The organism is Amorphus orientalis, assembly GCF_030814015.1.
Classification (GTDB): domain Bacteria; phylum Pseudomonadota; class Alphaproteobacteria; order Rhizobiales; family Amorphaceae; genus Amorphus; species Amorphus orientalis.
This window is the reverse complement of record NZ_JAUSUL010000003.1, coordinates 259,295-278,448: the sequence shown is the minus strand read 5'-3', so window position 1 is coordinate 278,448 and position 19,154 is coordinate 259,295. Positions and strand designations below refer to the sequence as shown.

Below are 19,154 nucleotides of genomic sequence, written 5' to 3'. Positions count from 1 at the left end.
AGATAGGGAAACCTTTCCAATGGCGCTTCGCCGCAGCGACACCTTCGACACCTTCCGGGCCGCAGCCGCGGATCGCATCCTCGTGCTCGACGGTGCCATGGGGACGATGATCCAGGACCTCAAGCTCGAGGAAAAGGACTTCAGAGGCGAGCGCTTCAGCGACTGGCCCAGCGATCTAAAAGGCAACAACGACCTTCTGATCCTCACCCAGGGTGAGGCGATCAAGAAGATCCACCGCGCCTATCTGGAGGCCGGCGCCGACATCGTCGCCACCAACACCTTCTCCTCCACCACGATCGCCCAGGCCGATTACGGCATGGAAGAGCTCGCGGTCGAGATGAACAAGGAAGGCGCGCGGCTGGCCCGCGAGGCGGCCGACGAGGTCGCGGCGGAGACCGGACGCCCGCGCTTCGTCGCCGGCGCCATCGGCCCGACCAACCGGACCGCCTCGATCTCGCCGGACGTCAACGATCCCGGCTTCCGGGCGGTGACGTTCGACGATCTGGCCAAGGCCTATGGCGATGCCGCGCGCGGCCTCGTGGAAGGCGGCGCCGACATGATCCTCCTGGAGACGATCTTCGACACCTTGAACGCGAAGGCCGCGATCTTCGCCTTCGAAGGGCTGTTCGAGGAGCTGGGCTACCGGCTGCCGGTGATGATCTCCGGGACCATCACCGACCTGTCCGGCCGCACGCTCTCCGGCCAGACGCCGACCGCATTCTGGCATTCGGTGCGCCACGCCGATCCGATGACCGTGGGCCTCAACTGCGCCCTCGGCGCGAAGGAGCTGCGCGGCCACATCGCCGAGCTGTCCGGCGTCGCGGATACGCTGATCTGCGCCTATCCGAACGCGGGCCTGCCCAACGAACTCGGCGAATACGACGAGAGCCCGGAGGCCATGGCCGCCCAGCTCGACGAATTCGCCCGCGACGGGCTCGTCAACGTCATCGGCGGCTGCTGCGGGACCACGCCGGCGCACATTTCTGCGCTCGCCGAGGTGGCCTCGATCCACAAGCCGCGCGCCGTGCCCGAGATCGCGCCGATGATGCGGCTGTCGGGTCTCGAGCCGTTCACGCTGACCAAGGACATTCCGTTCGTGAACGTCGGCGAGCGGACCAACGTCACCGGCTCCGCCCGCTTCCGCAAGCTGATCAAGGAGGGCGACTACCCGACCGCGCTGGAGGTCGCCCGCGATCAGGTCGAGAACGGCGCCCAGGTGATCGACGTCAACATGGACGAGGGCCTGCTCGATTCCGAGGAGGCGATGGTCACGTTCCTGAACCTCGTCGCCGCCGAGCCGGACATCGCCCGGGTCCCGGTCATGGTCGACTCGTCCAAGTGGACGGTGATCGAGGCCGGCCTGAAGTGCATCCAGGGCAAGGGCATCGTGAACTCCATCTCGCTCAAGGAGGGCGAGGAGCAGTTCGTGGAGCAGGCGGAGAAGGTGCGCCGCTACGGCGCCGCCGTGGTCGTCATGGCCTTCGACGAGACCGGCCAGGCCGACACCTACGAGCGCAAGGTCGAGATCTGCCAGCGCTCCTACAAGATCCTGACCGAGAAGGTCGGCATCGCGCCCCAGGACATCATCTTCGATCCGAACATCTTCGCGGTGGCCACGGGCATCGAGGAGCACAACAACTACGGCAACGACTTCATCGAGGCGACCGGCTGGATCCGGGAGAACCTGCCGCACGCGCACATCTCCGGCGGCGTGTCGAACCTGTCGTTCTCCTTCCGCGGCAACGAGCCGGTGCGCGAGGCGATGCACTCGGTGTTCCTCTACCATGCCATCCAGAAGGGCATGGACATGGGCATCGTGAACGCCGGCCAGCTCGCCGTTTACGACGATCTCGACGCGGAACTGCGCGAGCTATGCGAGGACGTGGTCCTCAACCGGCGCGACGACGGGACCGACCGGCTTCTGGAAGCGGCCGAGCGCTACAAGGGCGAAGGCGGCAAGAAGCGGGTCGAGGATCTCGCCTGGCGCGAGAACGAGGTCGAGAAGCGGCTCGAACATGCCCTGGTCCACGGCATCACCGACTATATCGACGAGGACGTCGAGGAAGCGCGTGCCCGTGCCGAGCGCCCGCTCCACGTCATCGAAGGCCCGCTGATGGCCGGCATGAACGTGGTCGGCGACCTCTTCGGCGCCGGCAAGATGTTCCTGCCCCAGGTGGTGAAATCCGCCCGCGTCATGAAGAAGGCCGTCGCCTATCTCATGCCGTACATGGAGGAGGAGAAGAAGCGACTCGGAAACACCGAGAACTCCAACGCCGGCAAGATCCTCCTCGCCACGGTGAAGGGCGACGTCCACGACATCGGCAAGAACATCGTCGGCGTGGTTCTGCAGTGCAACAATTTCGAGGTGATCGACCTCGGCGTGATGGTTCCCTCCCAGAAGATCTTGGAGACGGCCAAGCAGGAGAACGTCGACATCATCGGTCTGTCCGGCCTGATCACGCCGTCCCTGGACGAGATGTGCTCGGTGGCCGGCGAACTGGAGCGCGAGGGCTTCGACGTGCCGCTTCTGATCGGCGGCGCGACGACCTCGAAGGTCCACACCGCCGTGAAGATCCATCCGAACTACAATCGCGGCCAGGCGATCTACGTCACCGACGCCTCGCGCGCCGTCGGCGTGTGCTCCAAGCTGATGGCGGCCAACCGCAACGAGTATTTCGACCAGATCCGCTCGGACTATGAAAAGGCGGCGGAGTCCTATTCGCGCGGCCAGGCCGACAAGAAGCGGCTGCCGATCGAGAAGGCCCGTGACAAGCGCGTGACCCCCGACTGGAAGGCCGGTCAGCCGAAAAAGCCGGAATTCTTCGGGACCAAGGTGTTCGAGAACTATCCGCTGGACAAGCTGGTCGACTACATCGACTGGACGCCGTTCCTGGCTGCCTGGGAGATCAAGGGGACCTATCCGATGGTCCTCGACGATCCGAAGGTCGGCCCGGCCGCCCGGGCGCTGATGGACGATGCCAAGGTCATGCTCAAACAGATGGTCGAGGAGAAGTGGCTCAGCGCGAACGGCGTGATCGGCTTCTGGCCGGCGGGTGCGGATGGAGATGACATCTGCATCTACGAAGACGAGGAGCGGACCAAGAAGATCGCCACGCTGCACACGCTTCGCCAGCAGATCGCCCGCGACCGCGAGCGCCCGAATGCGGCGCTGTCGGACTTCATCGCGCCGCTGGACGAGGGCGTGCCGGACTATATCGGCGGGTTCTGCGTCACCGCCGGTCTCGGCGAGGAGGAAGTGGCCGCCCGCTTCGACAAGGCGGACGACGACTATTCCAAGATCCTGTCCCAGTCGCTGGCCGACCGGCTCGCGGAGGCCTTCGCCGAGCACATGCACCAGCGCGTGCGCCGCGAATTCTGGGGCTATGCACCGGATGAGGACCTTTCCCCGGCCGATCTGATCTCGGAGAAATATCAGGGCATCCGCCCGGCGCCGGGCTACCCGGCCCAGCCGGACCACACCGAGAAGGCGACGCTGTTCGAGCTTCTCGACGCGGAGAAGGCGACGACCGTGAGGCTGACGGAATCCTACGCCATGTGGCCGGCCTCGTCGGTCTCCGGGCTCTATTTCGCACGGCCGGAGAGCTTCTATTTCGGCGTCGGCAAGATCGAGCGCGACCAGATCGAGGACTATGCCGCCCGCAAGGGCTGGAGCGTGGAGGAGGCCGAGCGCTGGCTCGCCCCGATCCTCAACTACCAGCCCGGCCGGATCAAAGAGGCGGCGGAGTAAAAGCACTCCCGGGAAAATTGGGAACCGGTTTTCCGTCCGGGATTGCGTGAAGAAAAACGAAAGGCCCGCCTCCGAAAGGAGGCGGGTTTTTCGCTTCTGCGGGCGGCGCCTGGCGCCCGCTCCAAATTCCGCTCATTCCCGCGAAAGCGGGAATCCATGGGGCGCCGCGGCAAATTCTGCACAGGCGACGCCGTTCGGCGGGACGGTCAAACGGATCGGCCGGCCCCTCCGTGCCCCGGTCAGATGCCCTCAAGTTTCTCAGATTCATGATGGATTCCCGCTTTCGCGGGAATGAGCGGGTGGGGAGAGCCACGTCGTATCGGTTCGGCAGACCCTGGGGCGGGCGTGCAGTCCTGATGTCCCGGTCGCTTCGCGCCGCCCCTTACGACCTCGCCTCCACCAGCCAGCAAGCCGCGGTGTAGCGGATCTCGTCGCCGTGGACGAAGGGCTCGAAGGCCGCCCGGACCGTCTCGATGACCTTGGCACGGGTGTCCTCGTTCATGTCGCCGAGATAGCGGCCCAGCGGACCGAGCCGGGTGAGAAAGAGATCGAGATCGGCGGCCGGAAAGCGGCACTCCACGTCGATCGGCCGGCCCTCGATATCGCGCCAGCCGGCGTCCGTCAGGATCCGGCGGACCTTGTCGCCGTCGGCGAAGGCGAACTGGCCGGGTGCGTCGGGATCGTGCGCGGGCTGTTCCGGCAGATAGGGCTTGGCGGCCCGGGTCGCCGTGGTCATGAAGGCATTTTCCGACGGGCTGCGCCAGGCGGCGAAGCGCAGCGCCGCGCCGGCTTTGGCGCCTGACCGGAGATTGGCGAAGGCGGCGACGGGATCCTCGAAGAACATCACGCCGAAGCGCGACACGATGTGGTCAAACGTGTCGGGCTCGAATGGATGGATCTGGGCATCTCCGACCACGAACGACGCCGGGAGACCGACCTCGGCGGCGCGGGCGCGCGCCATCTCCACCATCGGCGTGGAGACGTCGAGACCGAGACAGTGGCCCGTGCCGTCAAGTTTCCGCGCGGCGGCAAGGGACGTGGCGCCGGTGCCGCAGCCCACATCCAGAACCTGGCCGGAAAAGCCCGCCAGGATCGTCTCGGTCAGGAGGGGCACGAGGCCTGCGAACATGGCGTCCATCGTGCTCTGGGCTTCGATCCAGGCGCCGGCGCCAGCCCCGTTCCAGTGGGCGATCTGGTCGGCGTTCGTGTCGGGTGATGCGTCCATGCGTGTCTCCGCTGTCCTTGCAAGTCTCAGGCTTGCGCAGCATTCTGCCAGTTCAAGTCGACTTGAGGTCAAGCCCGTGCGGGATCTGGATATCGCCGAGGTGGCGAAACGGTCGGGCGTGCCGGCCTCGACGCTGCGCTACTACGAGGAAAAGGGGCTGATCACGGCCTCGGGACGGCGCGGTCTGCGGCGCACGTTCGATCCGGACGTCCTGGAGCGGCTCGCGCTGATTGCCCTCGGCCGGGCGTCCGGGTTCGCCCTCGACGAGATCGGCGAAATGCTCGGCCCGGACGGGCGGCCGGCCATCGACCGGACGAAGCTCGTGGCCAAGGCGGACGAGATCGATGCCCGCATCCGCGAACTCACCGCAATGCGGGACGGGCTGCGCCACGCGGCCGCCTGTTCCGCTCCAAGCCACATGGAATGCCCGACCTTCCGCCGGATCGTGAAGGCGGCGGCCAGCGGGGCGATCGCCGCGCCCGATCGGCGGGCGCGGTCCGGGCGATAGAGGCCCTCAGATCTTACGAAGCGCGACCGTCTCGATCCGGTGCTCGGCATTCTTGGACAGGATCAGGTCGGCGCGGGGGCGGGTCGGGCGGATGTTCTCGCGCAAATTCACCAGGTTGATCCGGTTCCACAGCCGGTTGGCGAAGGTGAGCGCCTCGTCATCGGAGATGTCGGCGTATTTGTGGAAATAGGAGCGCGGATCGTGGAAGCGCGTGCCCTTCAGGCGCATGAACCGTTCCATGTACCAGCGGTGCAGCACCTCTTCGTCCGCCTCGATGTAGATCGAGTAGTCGAAGAAGTCCGACACGAACGGGATGCCGCGGCTTTCGCGGGAGAGCCGGCTCGTCTGCAGAACGTTCAGACCCTCCAGGATGAGGATGTCGGGCCGGTCGACCCGGATCGTCTCGCCGTCCACCACATCGTAGGTCAGATGCGAGTAAACCGGCGCCTCGACGCTGGCGACGCCGGATTTGACGTCATGCAGGAAGGCGAGCAGCGACTTGAGGTCGTAGCTTTCCGGGAAGCCCTTGCGCTCCATCAGGCCTTCGGCTTCCAGAACCGCGTTGGGAAACAGGAAGCCGTCGGTCGGCACGAGGTCGACGGTCGGGCTGGTCGGCCAGCGCGACAGGAGCGCCTGCAGGAGACGGGCGGTCGTCGACTTCCCCACGGCGACCGACCCGGCAATGCCGATCACGAACGGGATCTGTCCGTCGTCGCGGCCGAGAAAGCGGTTGGTGGTGGCGTGGAGGGCCTGGGTCGCCTCCACATACATCGACAGGAGCCGGGCCAGGGGAAGGTAGATCGCCTCCACCTCTTCCAGACTGACCTGGTCGTTGTAGGCCTGAAGCTGCTGCACTTCCTCCGCCGAGAGCGTCATCGGCGTGTCGGCGCGCAGACGCGCCCATTCAGCCTTTGAGAAGACGCGGTAAGGCGAAAGCTCCATCGGATTGAAGGTGTCCATGAAAGAGGGGTCCGACGACCGGATGCCAGAGGCCCGGTCAGGGGTTGGGCCGCGAGGCCTTCTCTTCGAGGCCGGTCTGGCCGGTTCGGCGGGCGAGCTCGGCGACGACCTCGTCATAGGGCACGCCTGCAACCTTTAGCAGAACCAGCAGATGATAGAGAACATCGGCGGCCTCGCCGCGCAAGCCGTCGAGGTCGCCTTCGCCCGCCGCGACAATGGCCTCCACCGCCTCCTCGCCGAACTTGCGGGCGCAGTGGGCCCGGCCCTTGGCCGCAAGTTTTGCGGTGTAGGACTCCGAAGGATCCGCCTCCGCCCGGGCGGCCACGATCGCGGCCAGGTCTTCCAGGGCGAACGCGCTCATGTCAGCCGCACCGGGATGCCGGCCTCCGCCATCGCTTCCTTGGCTTCCTGGATCGAGTAGGTGCCGAAATGGAAGATCGAGGCGGCGAGCACCGCCGAGGCATGGCCGTCGCGCACACCCTGGACCAGATGATCGAGGGTGCCGACACCGCCCGACGCGATGACGGGAATGGTGACGGCGTCGGTGATCGCCCGGGTGAGCTCGATGTCGTAGCCGTCCTTGGTGCCGTCCCGGTCCATGGAGGTCAGCAGGATCTCGCCCGCGCCGAGCATCTCGACTTCCCGGGCATATTCGATGGCGTCGATCTTCGCCGAGCGCCGTCCGCCGTGGGTGAACACCTCCCAGCGCGGCGGTTCGTCGGGATGGTTCACGCGCTTGGCGTCGATCGCCACGACGATGCACTGGCTGCCGAACTTTTCCGCCGCCCGGCGCACGAACTGGCGATCGTGGACGGCGGCGGTGTTGATGGACACCTTGTCGGCGCCGGCCAGGAGCAGCTGGCGGATATCGTCGTTGGAGCGCACGCCGCCGCCGACCGTCACCGGCATGAAGCAGACCTCGGCGGTGCGCCGAACCACGTCGAGGATAATCGAGCGCTCCTCGTGGCTGGCCGTGATGTCGAGGAAGCACAGCTCGTCCGCGCCGGCGGAATCATAGGCGATCGCCGCCTGGACGGGGTCGCCGGCATCGACCAGGTCGACGAACTGGACGCCCTTCACCACGCGCCCTTCGTGGACGTCGAGACAGGGTATGACGCGGGTCTTCAGCACGGGATCGCGGCCTTTCGCAGATCGGGGGTGTCTAGCCCAGTCGCCCGCCGGCGGCAATTGCGCCGCCGTCGGCCGCCTTGAGACGCTCGAGTGCGGCTTTCGGATCCAGCCGTCCGTCATAAAGCGCCCGTCCGGCGATGGCGCCTGCCAGCCGGGCCGACCCGTCCGAGGCCAGCCGCTCGATGTCGTCCATGCCGTTGAGGCCGCCGGAGGCGATCACCGGAATGTCGACGGCATCGGCCAGCGCCAGCGTCTCGTCCATGTTGAGGCCGGCCAGCATGCCGTCGCGGGCGATGTCGGTGTAGATGATCGCGGCCACGCCGGCGTCCTCGAACCGGCGCGCCAGATCCACCGCGCGGGTCTCCGCCGTTTCCGCCCAGCCCTCGACCGCGACGCGCCCGCCCCGGGCATCGATGCCGACGGCGATCCGGTTGGGATGGGCCCGGCAGGCCGCCAGCACCAGATCCGGATCGCGCAGGGCCGCGGTCCCGAGAATGACGCGGGTCACCCCGCGGGCTAGCCAGGCCTCGATCCCGGCCAGATCGCGGATGCCGCCGCCCAGCTGCACCGGAATGGAAACCCGGGCGAGAATGGCTTCCACGGGTTCGGTGTTGACGCTCTTGCCGGCAAAGGCGCCGTTCAGGTCGACGATGTGCAGCCACTCGAACCCGGCGTCCGCAAACGCGGCGGCCTGGGCGGCCGGATCGTCGTTGAAGACGGTCGCCCGCGCCATGTCGCCCTGCAGCAGCCGGACGCAGGCGCCGTCCTTGAGATCGATTGCCGGGAAGAGGATCACGGGTCCCACCTGAGGAAATTGGAGAGAAGTCTGATGCCGAGCTTTTCGCTCTTTTCCGGGTGGAACTGGGTCCCCACCACATTGTCGCGACCGACGATTGCCGTGATCGGCCCGGCATAGTCCGTGGTCGCGATCAGGTCGTCCGGATCGGCAGGGGACATGTGGTAGGAGTGCACGAAATAGGCGTGCCATCCCTCAGGCCCGGTCGGGATGCCCTCCAGGATCGGGTGCTGCCCGGTCACGTCGAGGGTATTCCAGCCCATGTGCGGAATCTTCAGTGTGGGGTCGGCCGGCGTGATGCGCGTGACGTCGCCGTGGATCCAGCCGAAGCCCGGCGTGATCTCGTATTCGAGCCCGCGGTCGGCCATCAGCTGCATGCCGACGCAGATGCCGAGAAACGGTGCGGCGCGCTCCTCCACGACGGACCGGATCGCCTCGATCATATCGGGTTCCGTCTCCAGGCCGCGGCGGCAGTCGGCGAACGCGCCGACGCCCGGCAGGATCAGCCGGTCGGCCTCCAAAACGCGGTCGATGGCGGCCGTGACCTTGAGATCGATCTCGACGCTGGCCTCGGTCGCGGCACGCTCCACCGCCTTGGCCGCCGAGCGCAGATTGCCCGAGCCGTAATCGACGATGACGACGTTGTTCACGAAGAAGTCCCCTTTTGCGGAAACAGGCCGAGCACGCCCGGGTCGCCCCGCGGCGGCACGACCAGAACCGACCGGCGCGGGCTCGTCGGGGCCGGGTCGATGACCGAGGCCGATACCGGTTCCTGGACCTCGGCGAAAAAGCGGCGCTCGCACTCGGTCCGGTTCGATCCGGCGACAATGCCGGCGAGTTCGTAGCCGCGCTGAACCAGGGCCCAGCGCCGGAGGCCGTTCGCTTCGAAGGCGAACAGGACGGCAATCGCGAAGCCGAACACGCCCGGGACCGGACCGCCGATGAGCGAGGCTGCGAGTTCTACGCCGACAGTGACGGCAACGAACAGGATGAGCAGCAGCCACATGCGATGGAACAGGAGCCACAGCACCGGGAAGAAGAGCGCGAGCCACGCGAAGCCCTCGCGCACGAAGACCGCGCGCTCCAAAGGCGAAGGGGCCCCGTCCTTGTTCGACGGCGGTGGAAGCAGCACCGTGTAAACGGCCATGGTTCGGTTCCCGTTTGCGCGCCGGGCGCGTCCAGCGACGGCTTGTCTCTCCCCGGACAGCGACTTAGCCGTTCAGGGTTCCCTTTGTCGAGGGAACGTCGTCCGCGCGCCGCGGGTCGATGGCGACCGCTGCGCCGAGGCACCGGGCGAGTGCCTTGAAACAGCTCTCGGCGATATGGTGATTGTTCTCACCGTACAGCGTTTCCACGTGCAGCGTCACGCCGGCGTTCATGGCGAAGGCCCGGAAGAACTCCGGAACCAGTTCCGTATCGAACGTGCCGATCTTCGGCGCGGAGAACGGGGCACGAAAGACGAGATAGGGCCGCCCGGAAATGTCGATCGCCGCCCGCGTGAGGGTCTCGTCCATCGGCAGATAGGCATCAGCGTAGCGGGTGATGCCGCGCCGGTCGCCCAGCGCCTCGCGCACCGCCTGCCCGAGCGCAATGCCGGTGTCTTCGACGGTGTGGTGATCGTCAATGTGCGTGTCGCCCTCGGCCCTGACGGTCAGGTCGATCATCGAGTGGCGGCCGAGCTGGTCCAGCATATGGTCGAAGAAGCCCACGCCGGTGGCGATCTCGGTGCGGCCGCTGCCGTCGAGGTCGACGTCGACTGTGATAGACGTTTCGTTCGTCTGCCGGACGATCTTGGCGATCCGAGGCACCGGGGCAGATCCTCTAATTGGTGGAGACCAGCGAAAGATGCCTTGTATCAACACGGTGCGCGATTGAAAAGAAACACGGAAGACGTGGATAAAAGTGCGTTCGTGCGCCCAGGCGCACGGGTATGCGACAGGAAGGTTCGATGCGTCTGAAGCCCTCTCAACCGAAAGACCGGCTGATCCTCGCGCTTGATGTTCCGACCGTGACGGAGGCCGAGGCGGTCGTGTCGGAAACGTCCGGCGTGGTCGGAGCCTACAAGATCGGCCTCGAGCTGATCTATGCCGGCGGGATCGATCTCGCCCGCAGGCTGACGGCCCAGGGAGAGACTGTTTTTCTCGATGCCAAGCTCCTCGACATCGATAACACCGTTGCCAACGCGGTCCGGTCGATCCTGAAGAGCGGCGCGGTGATGCTCACGGTGCATGCCTATCCGAAGGCGATCGCGGCCGCGGCCGAGGCGGCCCTCGGCCACGATCTGATGGTGCTTGGCGTCACCGTGCTCACCTCCATGGACGACGCGGACCTCGCCGAGGCGGGTCTCGTCGGACCGGTCGGCGACCTGGTGGCCTCGCGGGCCCAGAAGGCGATCGAGAACGGGGCCGACGGTCTCGTGTGTTCGGCCCAGGAAGTCGCCGAACTCCGGAACCGTCTTGGCAGTCAGGTCGTGCTGGTAACGCCGGGCATCCGCCCGTCGGGCTCGGAGACCGGCGATCAGAAGCGGGTGACCACGCCGACCGACGCGATCAAGGCAGGTGCCGACTATCTCGTGGTGGGCCGGCCGATTCTGAACGCGGACGACCGCCGCGCCGCAGCCGCCGCCATCGTCGACGAGATTGCGGCGGCGCTCTAGCCGGGAACGGGCGCGAGCACGGGTGGCCAGCCGACAGCCTCGATGACTGGTCCGCCGGCGTGGCCCACTCAGTCCGACAGGCGCGCGTCGGCGATCAGCGAGATCAGGCCGTCGAATTCCCGGCGGCTGGTGAACCTGTGCTCTCTGCAGAATTCGATCGCCGGTCCGCCTTTCTGAAGACACTCGACGACGATCTGCTCGAGCGCCGTATCGCCGTCCACACCTTCCCGTTGAAGGTTCAGCCACCGCTTGATGAACTCCGTCGTGTCCGACTGGTGCACGATGACGGTGTCCCAGACGGGGACGACGAACACGGCCTGCTGCCCGAGGCCCCATCCGAAGAAGCTGCCTTCGGGGAGGCCCGTTTCGGCATCGGGAATCCACCAGAGATAGCCATGTCCGCCGCGGAGCCCCGGCATTCCGGTGTCCACATAGTCGTTCGAAATGCGATCGATCCAGGTTGCCGGCAGCACGGCTTTCCCATCGACGACGCCGCCGTCGAGATACAGCTGGCCGAACCTGGCGAGGTCGCGTGCCGACAGCCTGAAAGCCGCGGCCGGGTGTTGGGACAGGTCAAGCTCAACGCTGCGAGAGACCGACTCCTCCGAGAAATCCTGGAAGCCGAGCGGATCGGCGATGCCGGATTTGAAGGCTTCGGCCACGGACTGGCCGGTCTGCTCCTCAAGAATCGTGGTCAGCGCGTTGTAGTCCCAATTGTTGTAGGCCCAGACGGAGCCCGGCTGGTTCTCGTCGTGACCGAGCCGCTTGTCCTTGTCGGCGGTCAGACCGCCTTCGGCCGCTGCCGGATGATTGATCCCCGACATGCTCCGCACCAGGTGGAGCACCGTCGCCTGCCTTTGCAGAGGGGTGAGCGGGTCAGGCTCATCGTCGATGCCGAGCTGTTCCAGCGTGGCATCGAGCGGCAGTTCGTCCGGCGCGTCGCCGACATGCTGGCCGACGACGGCGTTGAGCATGGCCTTGCGCACGGAATGGACGTTGTAGACCGTGTCGAGCGGGCCCAGCGAGGCGACGATCTCGCCGTCCGTCACGATCACGAACGCATCCGCGCTCAGCCGGGACAGGTAGTCCAGCATGGCGGCCAGGCGATCCGCCGACCAGCCGAGCCGTTCGGCCTCCGGCCCCGTCACCTGATAGGTTGCGACATCCCGGGGCTCGAAGGAAGTGCGCGGTTTCGACCGCTTGCCTGACGACAACCCTCTCTCGCCGGTCGCCAGAAGGAAGACCAGCAAAAGTACGGGCACGGCAATCGAGATGGCGATGGCCCACTTCCAGTACCGCTTCATGCGAATAGATCCCCCCGTCTGCCTGGTTTCCGTCAGGCGGCCCGGTCTGGTTCCGGTGGCCCAGCGAACACGGCTTGTGCGAAACGCAGATGCCCCGCGCCGATCCCGACGCGGGGCATTTTTAGTTGATCAGGGCCTTATCGTCCGGCCGGCTGAGCGGCCCGACGCCTATTGGGCGGCAGGGGCTTTCACCTGGTCCTCGATCAGCTTGCCGAGATATTCGCCCGGCTGCTCCTTGGCGGCTCGAGCGGCCGAGTTGACCTGATCGGCGACTTCCGGAGACACGGGCACCTGCAGGAGGACGCGGCTTCCGGACGGCATGGTGCTGCGATCGAGTTCGGAATTGACCTCGGTCAGGAACGTGTCGATCCGAGCCTTCTTCTCCGAGATCGTCAGGTCGCCGTCGGCGGCCACGACCGGGCAGTAGGCGGCGACGAGCGTGTCGGCGATATCGGCGTCCTGGCTGCCCGGATTGGCGGACTTGACCAGCCGGACCAGCTCGCCGACCCGGTTGGACATCTCCGCATCCGTCACGCCCTGGAAGCCGTCGAGGATGGCCTTGGCCGGCGCGGTGATCGCATCCTGGGATCCGGACTCGGACACCGCCGGGCACCCGAAGCTGCGTGCGGCCTCGGACGCGACGCCGGTGGGGGTCACCTGGTTACGCAGGCTGGCGACCATCGAAGGCGTCGCGTCGGCGGAGCCTTCATTGCCCCAGTTGGTCCGCACGAAGTTGACCACGTCGGCGATCTGCTGGTCGTCGAACTGGCCGCCGAAGGCCGGCATCTGGATGTAGGAGCCCTGACCCGGAAGGCCGCCGAGCACGGCCGTGATGGCGTTCTGCGGGCCGGCCTGGGCGACCGCGTCGTTGCCGGCAAGCGGCGGCACCGAACCGGAGATGCCGAGCCCGGTCGACTGGTGGCACTGGGCGCAGTTGTTCAGATAGACCTCCGAGCCGGCCTTGGTGGTGGTGTCGGCGACCTTCGTCTCGTCACCGGACTCCGCCTTGGTCTGCTTCAGATAGACCGCGATGGCCTCGATGTCGTCGTCGGTCAGCTTCGACAGGGAGTGGGTGACCACGTCGGCCATCGGGCCGAACACGGTGCCCTTCTTCTTGTCGGCGCCGGTGTGGAGATAATCGACGATCTCCTGGGTCGACCAGTCGCCGATGCCGTCCTGCAGCGACCCGGAGATGTTCGGCGCGGAATAGGGCTGACCGAGCAGCTTGCCGCCGGCAAGGAACTCGCTGTTCTCCATCGCTCCGGCGACGTTGCGCGGAGTATGGCACTCGCCGCAGTGGCCCGGGCCCTCGACCAGGTACGCGCCGCGATTGATCTGATCGGAGAGGCTGGGATCGGGCTGGAAGGTGCCGGGCGTGAAATAGAGCAGGTTCCAGGCCGCCAGCCCGTCGCGCACGTTGAACGGGAACGTCATCGTGTTCGGCTTGCGCGGATTGTTCACCGGCTGGAGCGACTGCAGATAGGCGTAGATCGCCTTGACGTCGTCCTCGGTGATCTTGGTGAACGAGGTGTAGGGCATGGCCGGATAGAGATATTCGCCGTCCTTGCCGATGCCGTTGTGGAGCGCCCGGTAGAACTCCTTCTCCGACCAGGTTCCGATGCCGGTCTCGTTGTCCGGCGTGATGTTCGGCGAGGAGATGCCGCCAAACGGCGTGTCGAGCATCAGGCCGCCGGAAAAGGGTTCCGCACCCTGTCCGGTGTGGCAGGGCATGCAGTCGGCCGCGGTGACGAGATACTTGCCTTTGGCGATAAGATCGTCGGCCGCCGCGGAGGTCGTGCTCTTGGCCGCCGTCGCGTCCGAACCGGTCGTCGCGTCGCTGCTCGTGCTGCCGGACGTGCTCTGGGACGCGGCGTTGCCGGAATTGCCGCTGGTGTCGGACTGGGCGAGGACGGGAGCCGAGCCGAGGGCGAACAGAAGCGCCGGCGCCGCCAGCGCGGTGCCGGCGATGGCCCGCCGAGCCTGCGAAAGGGTGCGCCGGCCGATGCCGGGATCCGCGGCGCGCGTCGACAAACGGGTCGCCGTGTCGATGTGGTCGTACATACTCAGCCCCTTATTTCCCCGGTCCTCGTTCGGCCGGGACTTCCGTCCAACTCCCGCGGCTGCCGCAGCCCCCGCGCCGGCACGCCACCCAACCTCCTGGGTCGGCAGGGCACATGCCGATTTCCGATGATGGGCGATCCTGTCACGGATTTAAATCATTAAAATTACAGCGATCTGCCGTTGCGACCCGTTCCCGTTAACGGATGTTTCACAGGTGTGGCGAATGGCTGGGTATTCAGGCCGAATTTGCCACAATATCGCCCGTCCTTCGTCCCGCATCGCCCCCATCATCGTCCCATTGAGACGCAGACTGGGGTGACCGATCGGCGTGGGTCGCCGCGGGAATGCAGGAGACGGTCGAATGCAGTTCGGCAGAAGCAGACAGACCACCACACCGCACCGGAGCATGGGGCCGCTCACCCGGCGCGTGCGCAACCTGATGCTGGTCGCCGCCTTCATGGTCGGGTTCGGCGGCGTGATCACCGCCGGCGTCGCCGATGCGGCTCCCCTGAACACGCACCAGATCGAGATGGTGGCAGGTCAGGCCGCGGAAGTCGCTGAGGTGGCGGCTCCTCATACGAGCGGCCATGAACCGGTCGTAGAGCGGGTCGTTGCGGGAGGCGTTGCGACCCTCTTGTTCGGAACGATGATCTCGGTGGTTGCGGTCTCCTGGCGGTCGTTCCGCCAGTCGGTCGAGACCGAGCGGAAGCGGAAGAACGAGGAGGCCTGATCGGGGCCGACCAGTTCTTCCAGTCAGAACGCGCCCGCTCCGGGATCGGTCCGCCGGCGGCCTGGTCGCCCGGTGCCGGCCTGATCATCGAAGGCGTGGGAGGAGCGTATGGGGCGCGGAAGAACGGTGCTTTATGTGGGACTCGGGGTCGCGGCCTGTGCCGCGGCCGCGTTCGCCGTCGTCGGGCGCGAGCGGATCTGGCGCCTAGCCGCCGGACCCGCGGATCTGGGCGCGGTCGATTTCGCCAGCCTCGAGCCGGCCCCGCACGTGAACGGCTACGTGGTCTGTCCCGATGAATTCTGTCCGCCCCGGGCGGCTGACGAGACGGCACCGGTGTTCGACGTGTCGGCGGACCGCTTGTTCACGATCGTCGAGGGTGTTGCCGCGCGCGAGCCGCGCACCGAACGGGTCGACCCCGGGGGCGATCCGCTTCGCGCCCGATATGTGGTCCGTTCGCATCTGATGCGGTTCCCCGACACGGTTTCGGTCGAGGTGGTCCCGCTCGGACCTGACCGCTCCTCCGTCGCGATCTTCTCCCGCGCCAATCTGCCCGGATATGACTGGGGCGTGAACCGCGCCCGGGTGGAGCGGTGGCTGTCGGAAATCGAAACCGCCGCCGCTGGCTGAACGATCAGTTGCAGGCCGGCGGTATGTAGCCGAGCCAGGCCTTGCCCCGTTCAGAGCTCGCGCCGCGCACCAGCGGGCGGTCCACCACCCGGATCGCCTCGATCGGCAGGTCCGGCCCGAGCGTTTCCGGACTGATCGGCACCGTGGAGGCGACGAGCGCGCCGCTGCAGCGGACCTCGTCAGCTGACGTCCAGGGGGAAAGGTGGGGGCTCGCGTCCTCGAACACGTTGACCGGCTGGCCGAGATCGAAGGCGAGCGACCCGCCGAGCTGCCGCCCCTTCTGAACGCCCTGGGTCACGATCGCCTCGAGCGGCCGGTCGGAAACCTCTTCCCAATACGAACGGGCGAGGTCGGCCATGGCCGGTCCGTCGAAATCCGGATAGCCCGGCCGATCCTGAACCAGCGGAGACAGGAGCCGGATGGCCCCGTAGCCGAGGATGAATGCGGCCGCGAGCGCACCGATCCCCCACCCCAGCCGCCGCCCGGCCGGCTCTGCACCCGCGCGCACGGCGGCAATCGCCCACCAGGCGGCGAATGAGAGCGCCATCGGGGTCAGCCAGTGGGACTTGGCATCCACCCCGAAGCCGAGATCGGCCAGCACGATGACCAGAAACGGGCCCATCGCGGCCCAGGTGAGAAAGACGCCGGGCGGATCCGACGGCCCGGCGAACAGAAGCCGGCGCACGGACCCCGGCAGGGTGCGCGGCCGAGGTGTCGCCAGCGCCGCAATCAGCATCATGGGCGCAATCGCGCCGAGGGTGGCGCCGGTGAAGGCAAGCGCGCCGGCCGCCCGGTCCATCCAGCCGGATGCGGCCGTCCGGACCGCCCAGCCGAGGGGCGAGGCGTCGGCCGTGGCCAGGACCCAGATCTGGGGCACGAGGATCACGGCGCCGGCAAGAAGCGCCAGCCAGGGGCCGGCGCTCGCCAGCTGTCGTCGCCATGAAGGAACGATCAGGAAGGCGATCCCCAGGCCCGCGACCAGATGCAGGATCGCGTACTTCGCCCACATGCCGCCGCCGACGGCGCAGCCGAACAGGACCCAGGCCCACCAGCTGCCCCGCGTGAAGGCCAGCCAGGCGGTCGCAAGCGTCAGTCCCCAGAAGAGCATCACGCCTATATTGTGGTTCAGCTCCAGCGGCGAGATCGTGAGATAAGGCGACAACAGCCCCATCGCGGCGGCAAGAACGGCAGCCCGGGCGCCTCCGATCGCATGGGCGAGCCAGACCGCGCCGGCCAGACCGCCGAGCGCCAGCATCTGCGCGATCGCGTAGAGCACGGCGTAGCGGGCAGGCCCCGCCTGGCGGGCCAGTTCCGTGAGCCAGAGCGTGAACGGCGGGTGCCGCGCATAGACGATCCGCCAGTGCTGACCGCCGATCGCGCCTTCTGCCACGTCGAGGCGGATCGACCCTTCCAGCAGCACCGGCAGGACGATCCAGATCAGGGCGTGCAGAAGAACGGCAAGCGCCAGGACGAGGGCGAGGCCCCTGGTCTCGCCCGTCCAGCGCCCGGCTCCGTCCGAAGACGCCGCTCCCCCCGTCAGCCCCATATGAAGAACAGGCCGAACACCACGGCGATCGCCACATTGAACGGCGTCAGATCCCGGATGCGGCCGGAGAACAGCTTGACGAGCACGTAGGTGATGAAGCCGAGCCCGATGCCGTCGGAGATCGAGTAGGTGAACGGCATGCCGATGGCGCAGACCACGGCCGGGGTCACCTCGGTCGGATCCGACCAGTCGATCTCGGCAAGGCCGCGCAGCATCAGCGTGGCAACGAACAGGAGCGCACCGGCCGTTGCGTAGGCCGGGATCGCTCCGGCCAGCGGCGCGAAGAACAGCCCCAGCGCGAACAGGACAGCCACGGTCAGGCTGGTCAGACCGGTGCGGCCCCCGGCGGCGACGCCGGTCGCGCTCTCCACGTAGCTGGTGGTGTTGGACGTGCCGACGAGGGAGCCGATGACGGTGGCGCTGGAATCGGCCAGAAGCGCCTGCTTCATCCGCGGCAGGCGGCCTTCCTTGTCCAGCAGTCCGGCACGGGCCGACACGCCGATGAGGGTGCCCGCGGTGTCGAAGAGATCCACCAGCAGCAGCGAGAAAACGACGATCCAGAACGTGCCGGTGGCGACCTTGGCGAAGTCCAGCGCAAACAGGGTCGGCGTCGGATCCGGCGGCAAAGAGACGAGGCCGTTGAGCTCGACCAGCCCGAGCGGGATGCCGAGCACGGTCACGATCAGGATGCCGATGATCGTGCCACCGAGAATGCCCAGCGAATTGAGTGCGGCGATCAGGACGAAGCCGAGAATGGCGAGCAGCACCGGCGCGGAGGCGAAGTCGCCGGCCGTGACGAGCGTTGCCGGGCTGTCGACGACGATACCGGCGTTCTCAAAGGCGATGATGCCGAGGAAGAGGCCGATACCGGCGGAAATCGCGCGCTTCAGGTTCTCCGGGATGGCGTCGATGATCGCGCGCCTCAACCCGATGACCGAGATGCCGACGAAGATGACGCCGGAGCAGAACACGGCCGCCAGCGCTTCCTGCCAGGTGAAATTGTAGGCGAGCACGACCGTGAAGGCGAAGAAGGCATTCAGCCCCATGCCCGGAGCAAGCGCGATCGGATAGTTGGCGACCAGCGCCATGATGAGGGTACCGGCGATCGCCGCGACCGCCGTGGCAACGAAGACAGACCCCTCCGGCATGCCCGCCGCCCCCAGGATCGAGGGGTTCACGAACAGGATGTAGGCCATGGTCAGGAAGGTGGTCAGTCCCGCCACCAGTTCCTTGCGCACGGACGTGCCGTTGGCCGTGAGGTTGAAGAAGCGGTCGATCGAGCCTGCGGCAGGTCCCGACGTCTTGGGTTCCGTCATCCGGTCACTCCTGGCAGTGAGGGCGAATCGGGCCGTGAAAGTCTGTTTTTAACCGGTTTTTGCGGTTCGCCGAGAAGGGCATAGGCGGTTTGCACGGTCGCGGCAGGCCGGTCGTCGCCGTCGGCGAACAGGCGGATGTGACCGAACGCCATGGTCCGGCCCAGGCGCACGACCTCCGCCTCCGCCAGCGTGTCGCGACCGGCGATCGGACGGAGGAAATGGGTCGTCTGGTCGACCGTGGTCATCGGAAGGTAGCGGTTGGAGGCCGCGGAGACGGCGCAGACCATCGCGGTGTCGGCCAGTGCCATCAGCGCCTGGCCGCAAACCACCCCGTTGTCGCGGGTAAGGTCATCCGAAAACGGCATGCGCAGGGTCGCGCCGCCCGAGTGCACCTCCTCGACGGACAGGCGGAGGGCCTGGATCCAGGGCGCAAAGACGGTCCTCAGGAGGTCGCTTGCGGAAGCGTGGTCGAATGTGGTCATCAGTCTGTTCCCGGCCCAAACAGGATCCGTAGCGGACCCTGCCGTGTCGTTTCAACTCTCCGTC

Annotated in this window: 18 protein-coding genes; 5 read left to right on the top strand and 13 right to left on the bottom strand. The window is 66.9% G+C overall.

Annotation, left to right across the window (positions count from 1 at the left end; all coding sequences use genetic code 11):
• Nucleotides 1–19: 19 nt before the first annotated feature.
• Nucleotides 20–3,748 carry a methionine synthase gene (gene metH / locus J2S73_RS15745; RefSeq protein ID WP_306886574.1) on the top strand — a complete coding sequence of 1,243 codons (3,729 nt, stop codon included), beginning with the start codon at nucleotides 20–22 and terminating at the stop codon, nucleotides 3,746–3,748.
• A 382-nt stretch (nucleotides 3,749–4,130) separates the two neighbouring features.
• Here the strand turns inward: metH and J2S73_RS15740 are convergent, their stop codons facing one another.
• Nucleotides 4,131–4,973, bottom strand: a complete 843-nt coding sequence (locus tag J2S73_RS15740; RefSeq protein ID WP_306886573.1) for a class I SAM-dependent methyltransferase — start codon at nucleotides 4,971–4,973, stop codon at nucleotides 4,131–4,133.
• Between the two features lie 76 nt (nucleotides 4,974–5,049).
• Here J2S73_RS15740 and J2S73_RS15735 point away from each other — a divergent pair, with 76 nt between their 5' ends.
• The gene (locus tag J2S73_RS15735; protein ID WP_306886572.1) at nucleotides 5,050–5,481 is read left to right on the top strand and encodes a helix-turn-helix domain-containing protein; all 432 of its coding nucleotides are present in this window, start codon (nucleotides 5,050–5,052) and stop codon (nucleotides 5,479–5,481) included.
• 6 nt (nucleotides 5,482–5,487) lie between these two features.
• Here J2S73_RS15735 and coaA read toward each other — a convergent pair whose 3' ends face one another.
• The 7 genes from coaA to hisB all read right to left on the bottom strand — a co-directional run bounded on the left by coaA (nucleotide 5,488) and on the right by hisB (nucleotide 10,176).
• Nucleotides 5,488–6,441 carry a type I pantothenate kinase gene (gene coaA, locus J2S73_RS15730; protein WP_306886571.1) on the bottom strand — a complete coding sequence of 318 codons (954 nt, stop codon included), beginning with the start codon at nucleotides 6,439–6,441 and terminating at the stop codon, nucleotides 5,488–5,490.
• 37 nt (nucleotides 6,442–6,478) lie between these two features.
• Nucleotides 6,479–6,802: a phosphoribosyl-ATP diphosphatase gene (locus J2S73_RS15725; RefSeq protein ID WP_306886570.1), complete on the bottom strand. Its 324-nt coding sequence runs from the start codon at nucleotides 6,800–6,802 to the stop codon at nucleotides 6,479–6,481.
• The gene (hisF, locus tag J2S73_RS15720) at nucleotides 6,799–7,572 is read right to left on the bottom strand and encodes an imidazole glycerol phosphate synthase subunit HisF (RefSeq protein ID WP_306886569.1); all 774 of its coding nucleotides are present in this window, start codon (nucleotides 7,570–7,572) and stop codon (nucleotides 6,799–6,801) included. Before hisF ends, J2S73_RS15725 begins: the two co-directional genes overlap by 4 nt.
• 31 nt (nucleotides 7,573–7,603) lie before the next feature.
• Nucleotides 7,604–8,368: a 1-(5-phosphoribosyl)-5-[(5-phosphoribosylamino)methylideneamino]imidazole-4-carboxamide isomerase gene (hisA, locus tag J2S73_RS15715; RefSeq protein ID WP_306886568.1), complete on the bottom strand. Its 765-nt coding sequence runs from the start codon at nucleotides 8,366–8,368 to the stop codon at nucleotides 7,604–7,606.
• The gene (hisH, locus tag J2S73_RS15710) at nucleotides 8,365–9,018 is read right to left on the bottom strand and encodes an imidazole glycerol phosphate synthase subunit HisH (protein WP_306886567.1); all 654 of its coding nucleotides are present in this window, start codon (nucleotides 9,016–9,018) and stop codon (nucleotides 8,365–8,367) included. Before hisH ends, hisA begins: the two co-directional genes overlap by 4 nt.
• The gene (locus J2S73_RS15705) at nucleotides 9,015–9,515 is read right to left on the bottom strand and encodes a DUF2628 domain-containing protein (RefSeq protein ID WP_306886566.1); all 501 of its coding nucleotides are present in this window, start codon (nucleotides 9,513–9,515) and stop codon (nucleotides 9,015–9,017) included. Before J2S73_RS15705 ends, hisH begins: the two co-directional genes overlap by 4 nt.
• Nucleotides 9,516–9,579: 64 nt before the next feature.
• Complete coding sequence (gene hisB / locus J2S73_RS15700; RefSeq protein WP_306886565.1) at nucleotides 9,580–10,176, bottom strand: imidazoleglycerol-phosphate dehydratase HisB; 597 nt, start codon at nucleotides 10,174–10,176, stop codon at nucleotides 9,580–9,582.
• A 140-nt stretch (nucleotides 10,177–10,316) separates the two neighbouring features.
• On the opposite strand from hisB, the gene pyrF reads away from it, so the two are divergent.
• Complete coding sequence (gene pyrF, locus J2S73_RS15695) at nucleotides 10,317–11,024, top strand: orotidine-5'-phosphate decarboxylase (RefSeq protein ID WP_306886564.1); 708 nt, start codon at nucleotides 10,317–10,319, stop codon at nucleotides 11,022–11,024.
• A gap of 68 nt (nucleotides 11,025–11,092) precedes the next feature.
• On the opposite strand, the gene J2S73_RS15690 is transcribed toward pyrF, so the two are convergent.
• Entirely contained in the window at nucleotides 11,093–12,328 is a 1,236-nt protein-coding gene (locus J2S73_RS15690; RefSeq protein ID WP_306886562.1) for a serine hydrolase domain-containing protein, read from the bottom strand.
• A gap of 168 nt (nucleotides 12,329–12,496) precedes the next feature.
• A complete protein-coding gene (locus tag J2S73_RS15685) occupies nucleotides 12,497–14,389 on the bottom strand; it encodes a c-type cytochrome (protein WP_306886561.1) in 1,893 nt (630 codons plus the stop codon).
• Between the two features lie 361 nt (nucleotides 14,390–14,750).
• Between J2S73_RS15685 and J2S73_RS15680 the strand changes: the two genes are divergently transcribed.
• Together J2S73_RS15680 and J2S73_RS15675 are read left to right on the top strand one after the other, a co-directional pair.
• A complete protein-coding gene (locus tag J2S73_RS15680) occupies nucleotides 14,751–15,119 on the top strand; it encodes a hypothetical protein (RefSeq protein ID WP_306886560.1) in 369 nt (122 codons plus the stop codon).
• Nucleotides 15,120–15,227: 108 nt separating this feature from the next.
• The gene (locus J2S73_RS15675) at nucleotides 15,228–15,746 is read left to right on the top strand and encodes a DUF1499 domain-containing protein (RefSeq protein ID WP_306886559.1); all 519 of its coding nucleotides are present in this window, start codon (nucleotides 15,228–15,230) and stop codon (nucleotides 15,744–15,746) included.
• A gap of 4 nt (nucleotides 15,747–15,750) precedes the next feature.
• Here the strand turns inward: J2S73_RS15675 and J2S73_RS15670 are convergent, their stop codons facing one another.
• Genes J2S73_RS15670 through J2S73_RS15660 form a run of 3 tightly spaced genes read right to left on the bottom strand, consistent with a single transcriptional unit; the run spans nucleotide 15,751 to nucleotide 19,090 of the window.
• Nucleotides 15,751–17,292, bottom strand: coding sequence for an ArnT family glycosyltransferase (locus tag J2S73_RS15670; protein WP_306886558.1), 1,542 nt, complete (start codon nucleotides 17,290–17,292; stop codon nucleotides 15,751–15,753).
• On the bottom strand, nucleotides 17,283–18,608 hold the full coding sequence (locus tag J2S73_RS15665) for an NCS2 family permease (protein ID WP_306886557.1): 1,326 nt from the start codon (nucleotides 18,606–18,608) through the stop codon (nucleotides 17,283–17,285). The genes J2S73_RS15670 and J2S73_RS15665 overlap by 10 nt, the downstream gene beginning before the upstream one ends.
• Complete coding sequence (locus J2S73_RS15660; protein WP_306886556.1) at nucleotides 18,605–19,090, bottom strand: PaaI family thioesterase; 486 nt, start codon at nucleotides 19,088–19,090, stop codon at nucleotides 18,605–18,607. Before J2S73_RS15660 ends, J2S73_RS15665 begins: the two co-directional genes overlap by 4 nt.
• Between the last annotated feature and the right edge of the window lie 64 nt (nucleotides 19,091–19,154).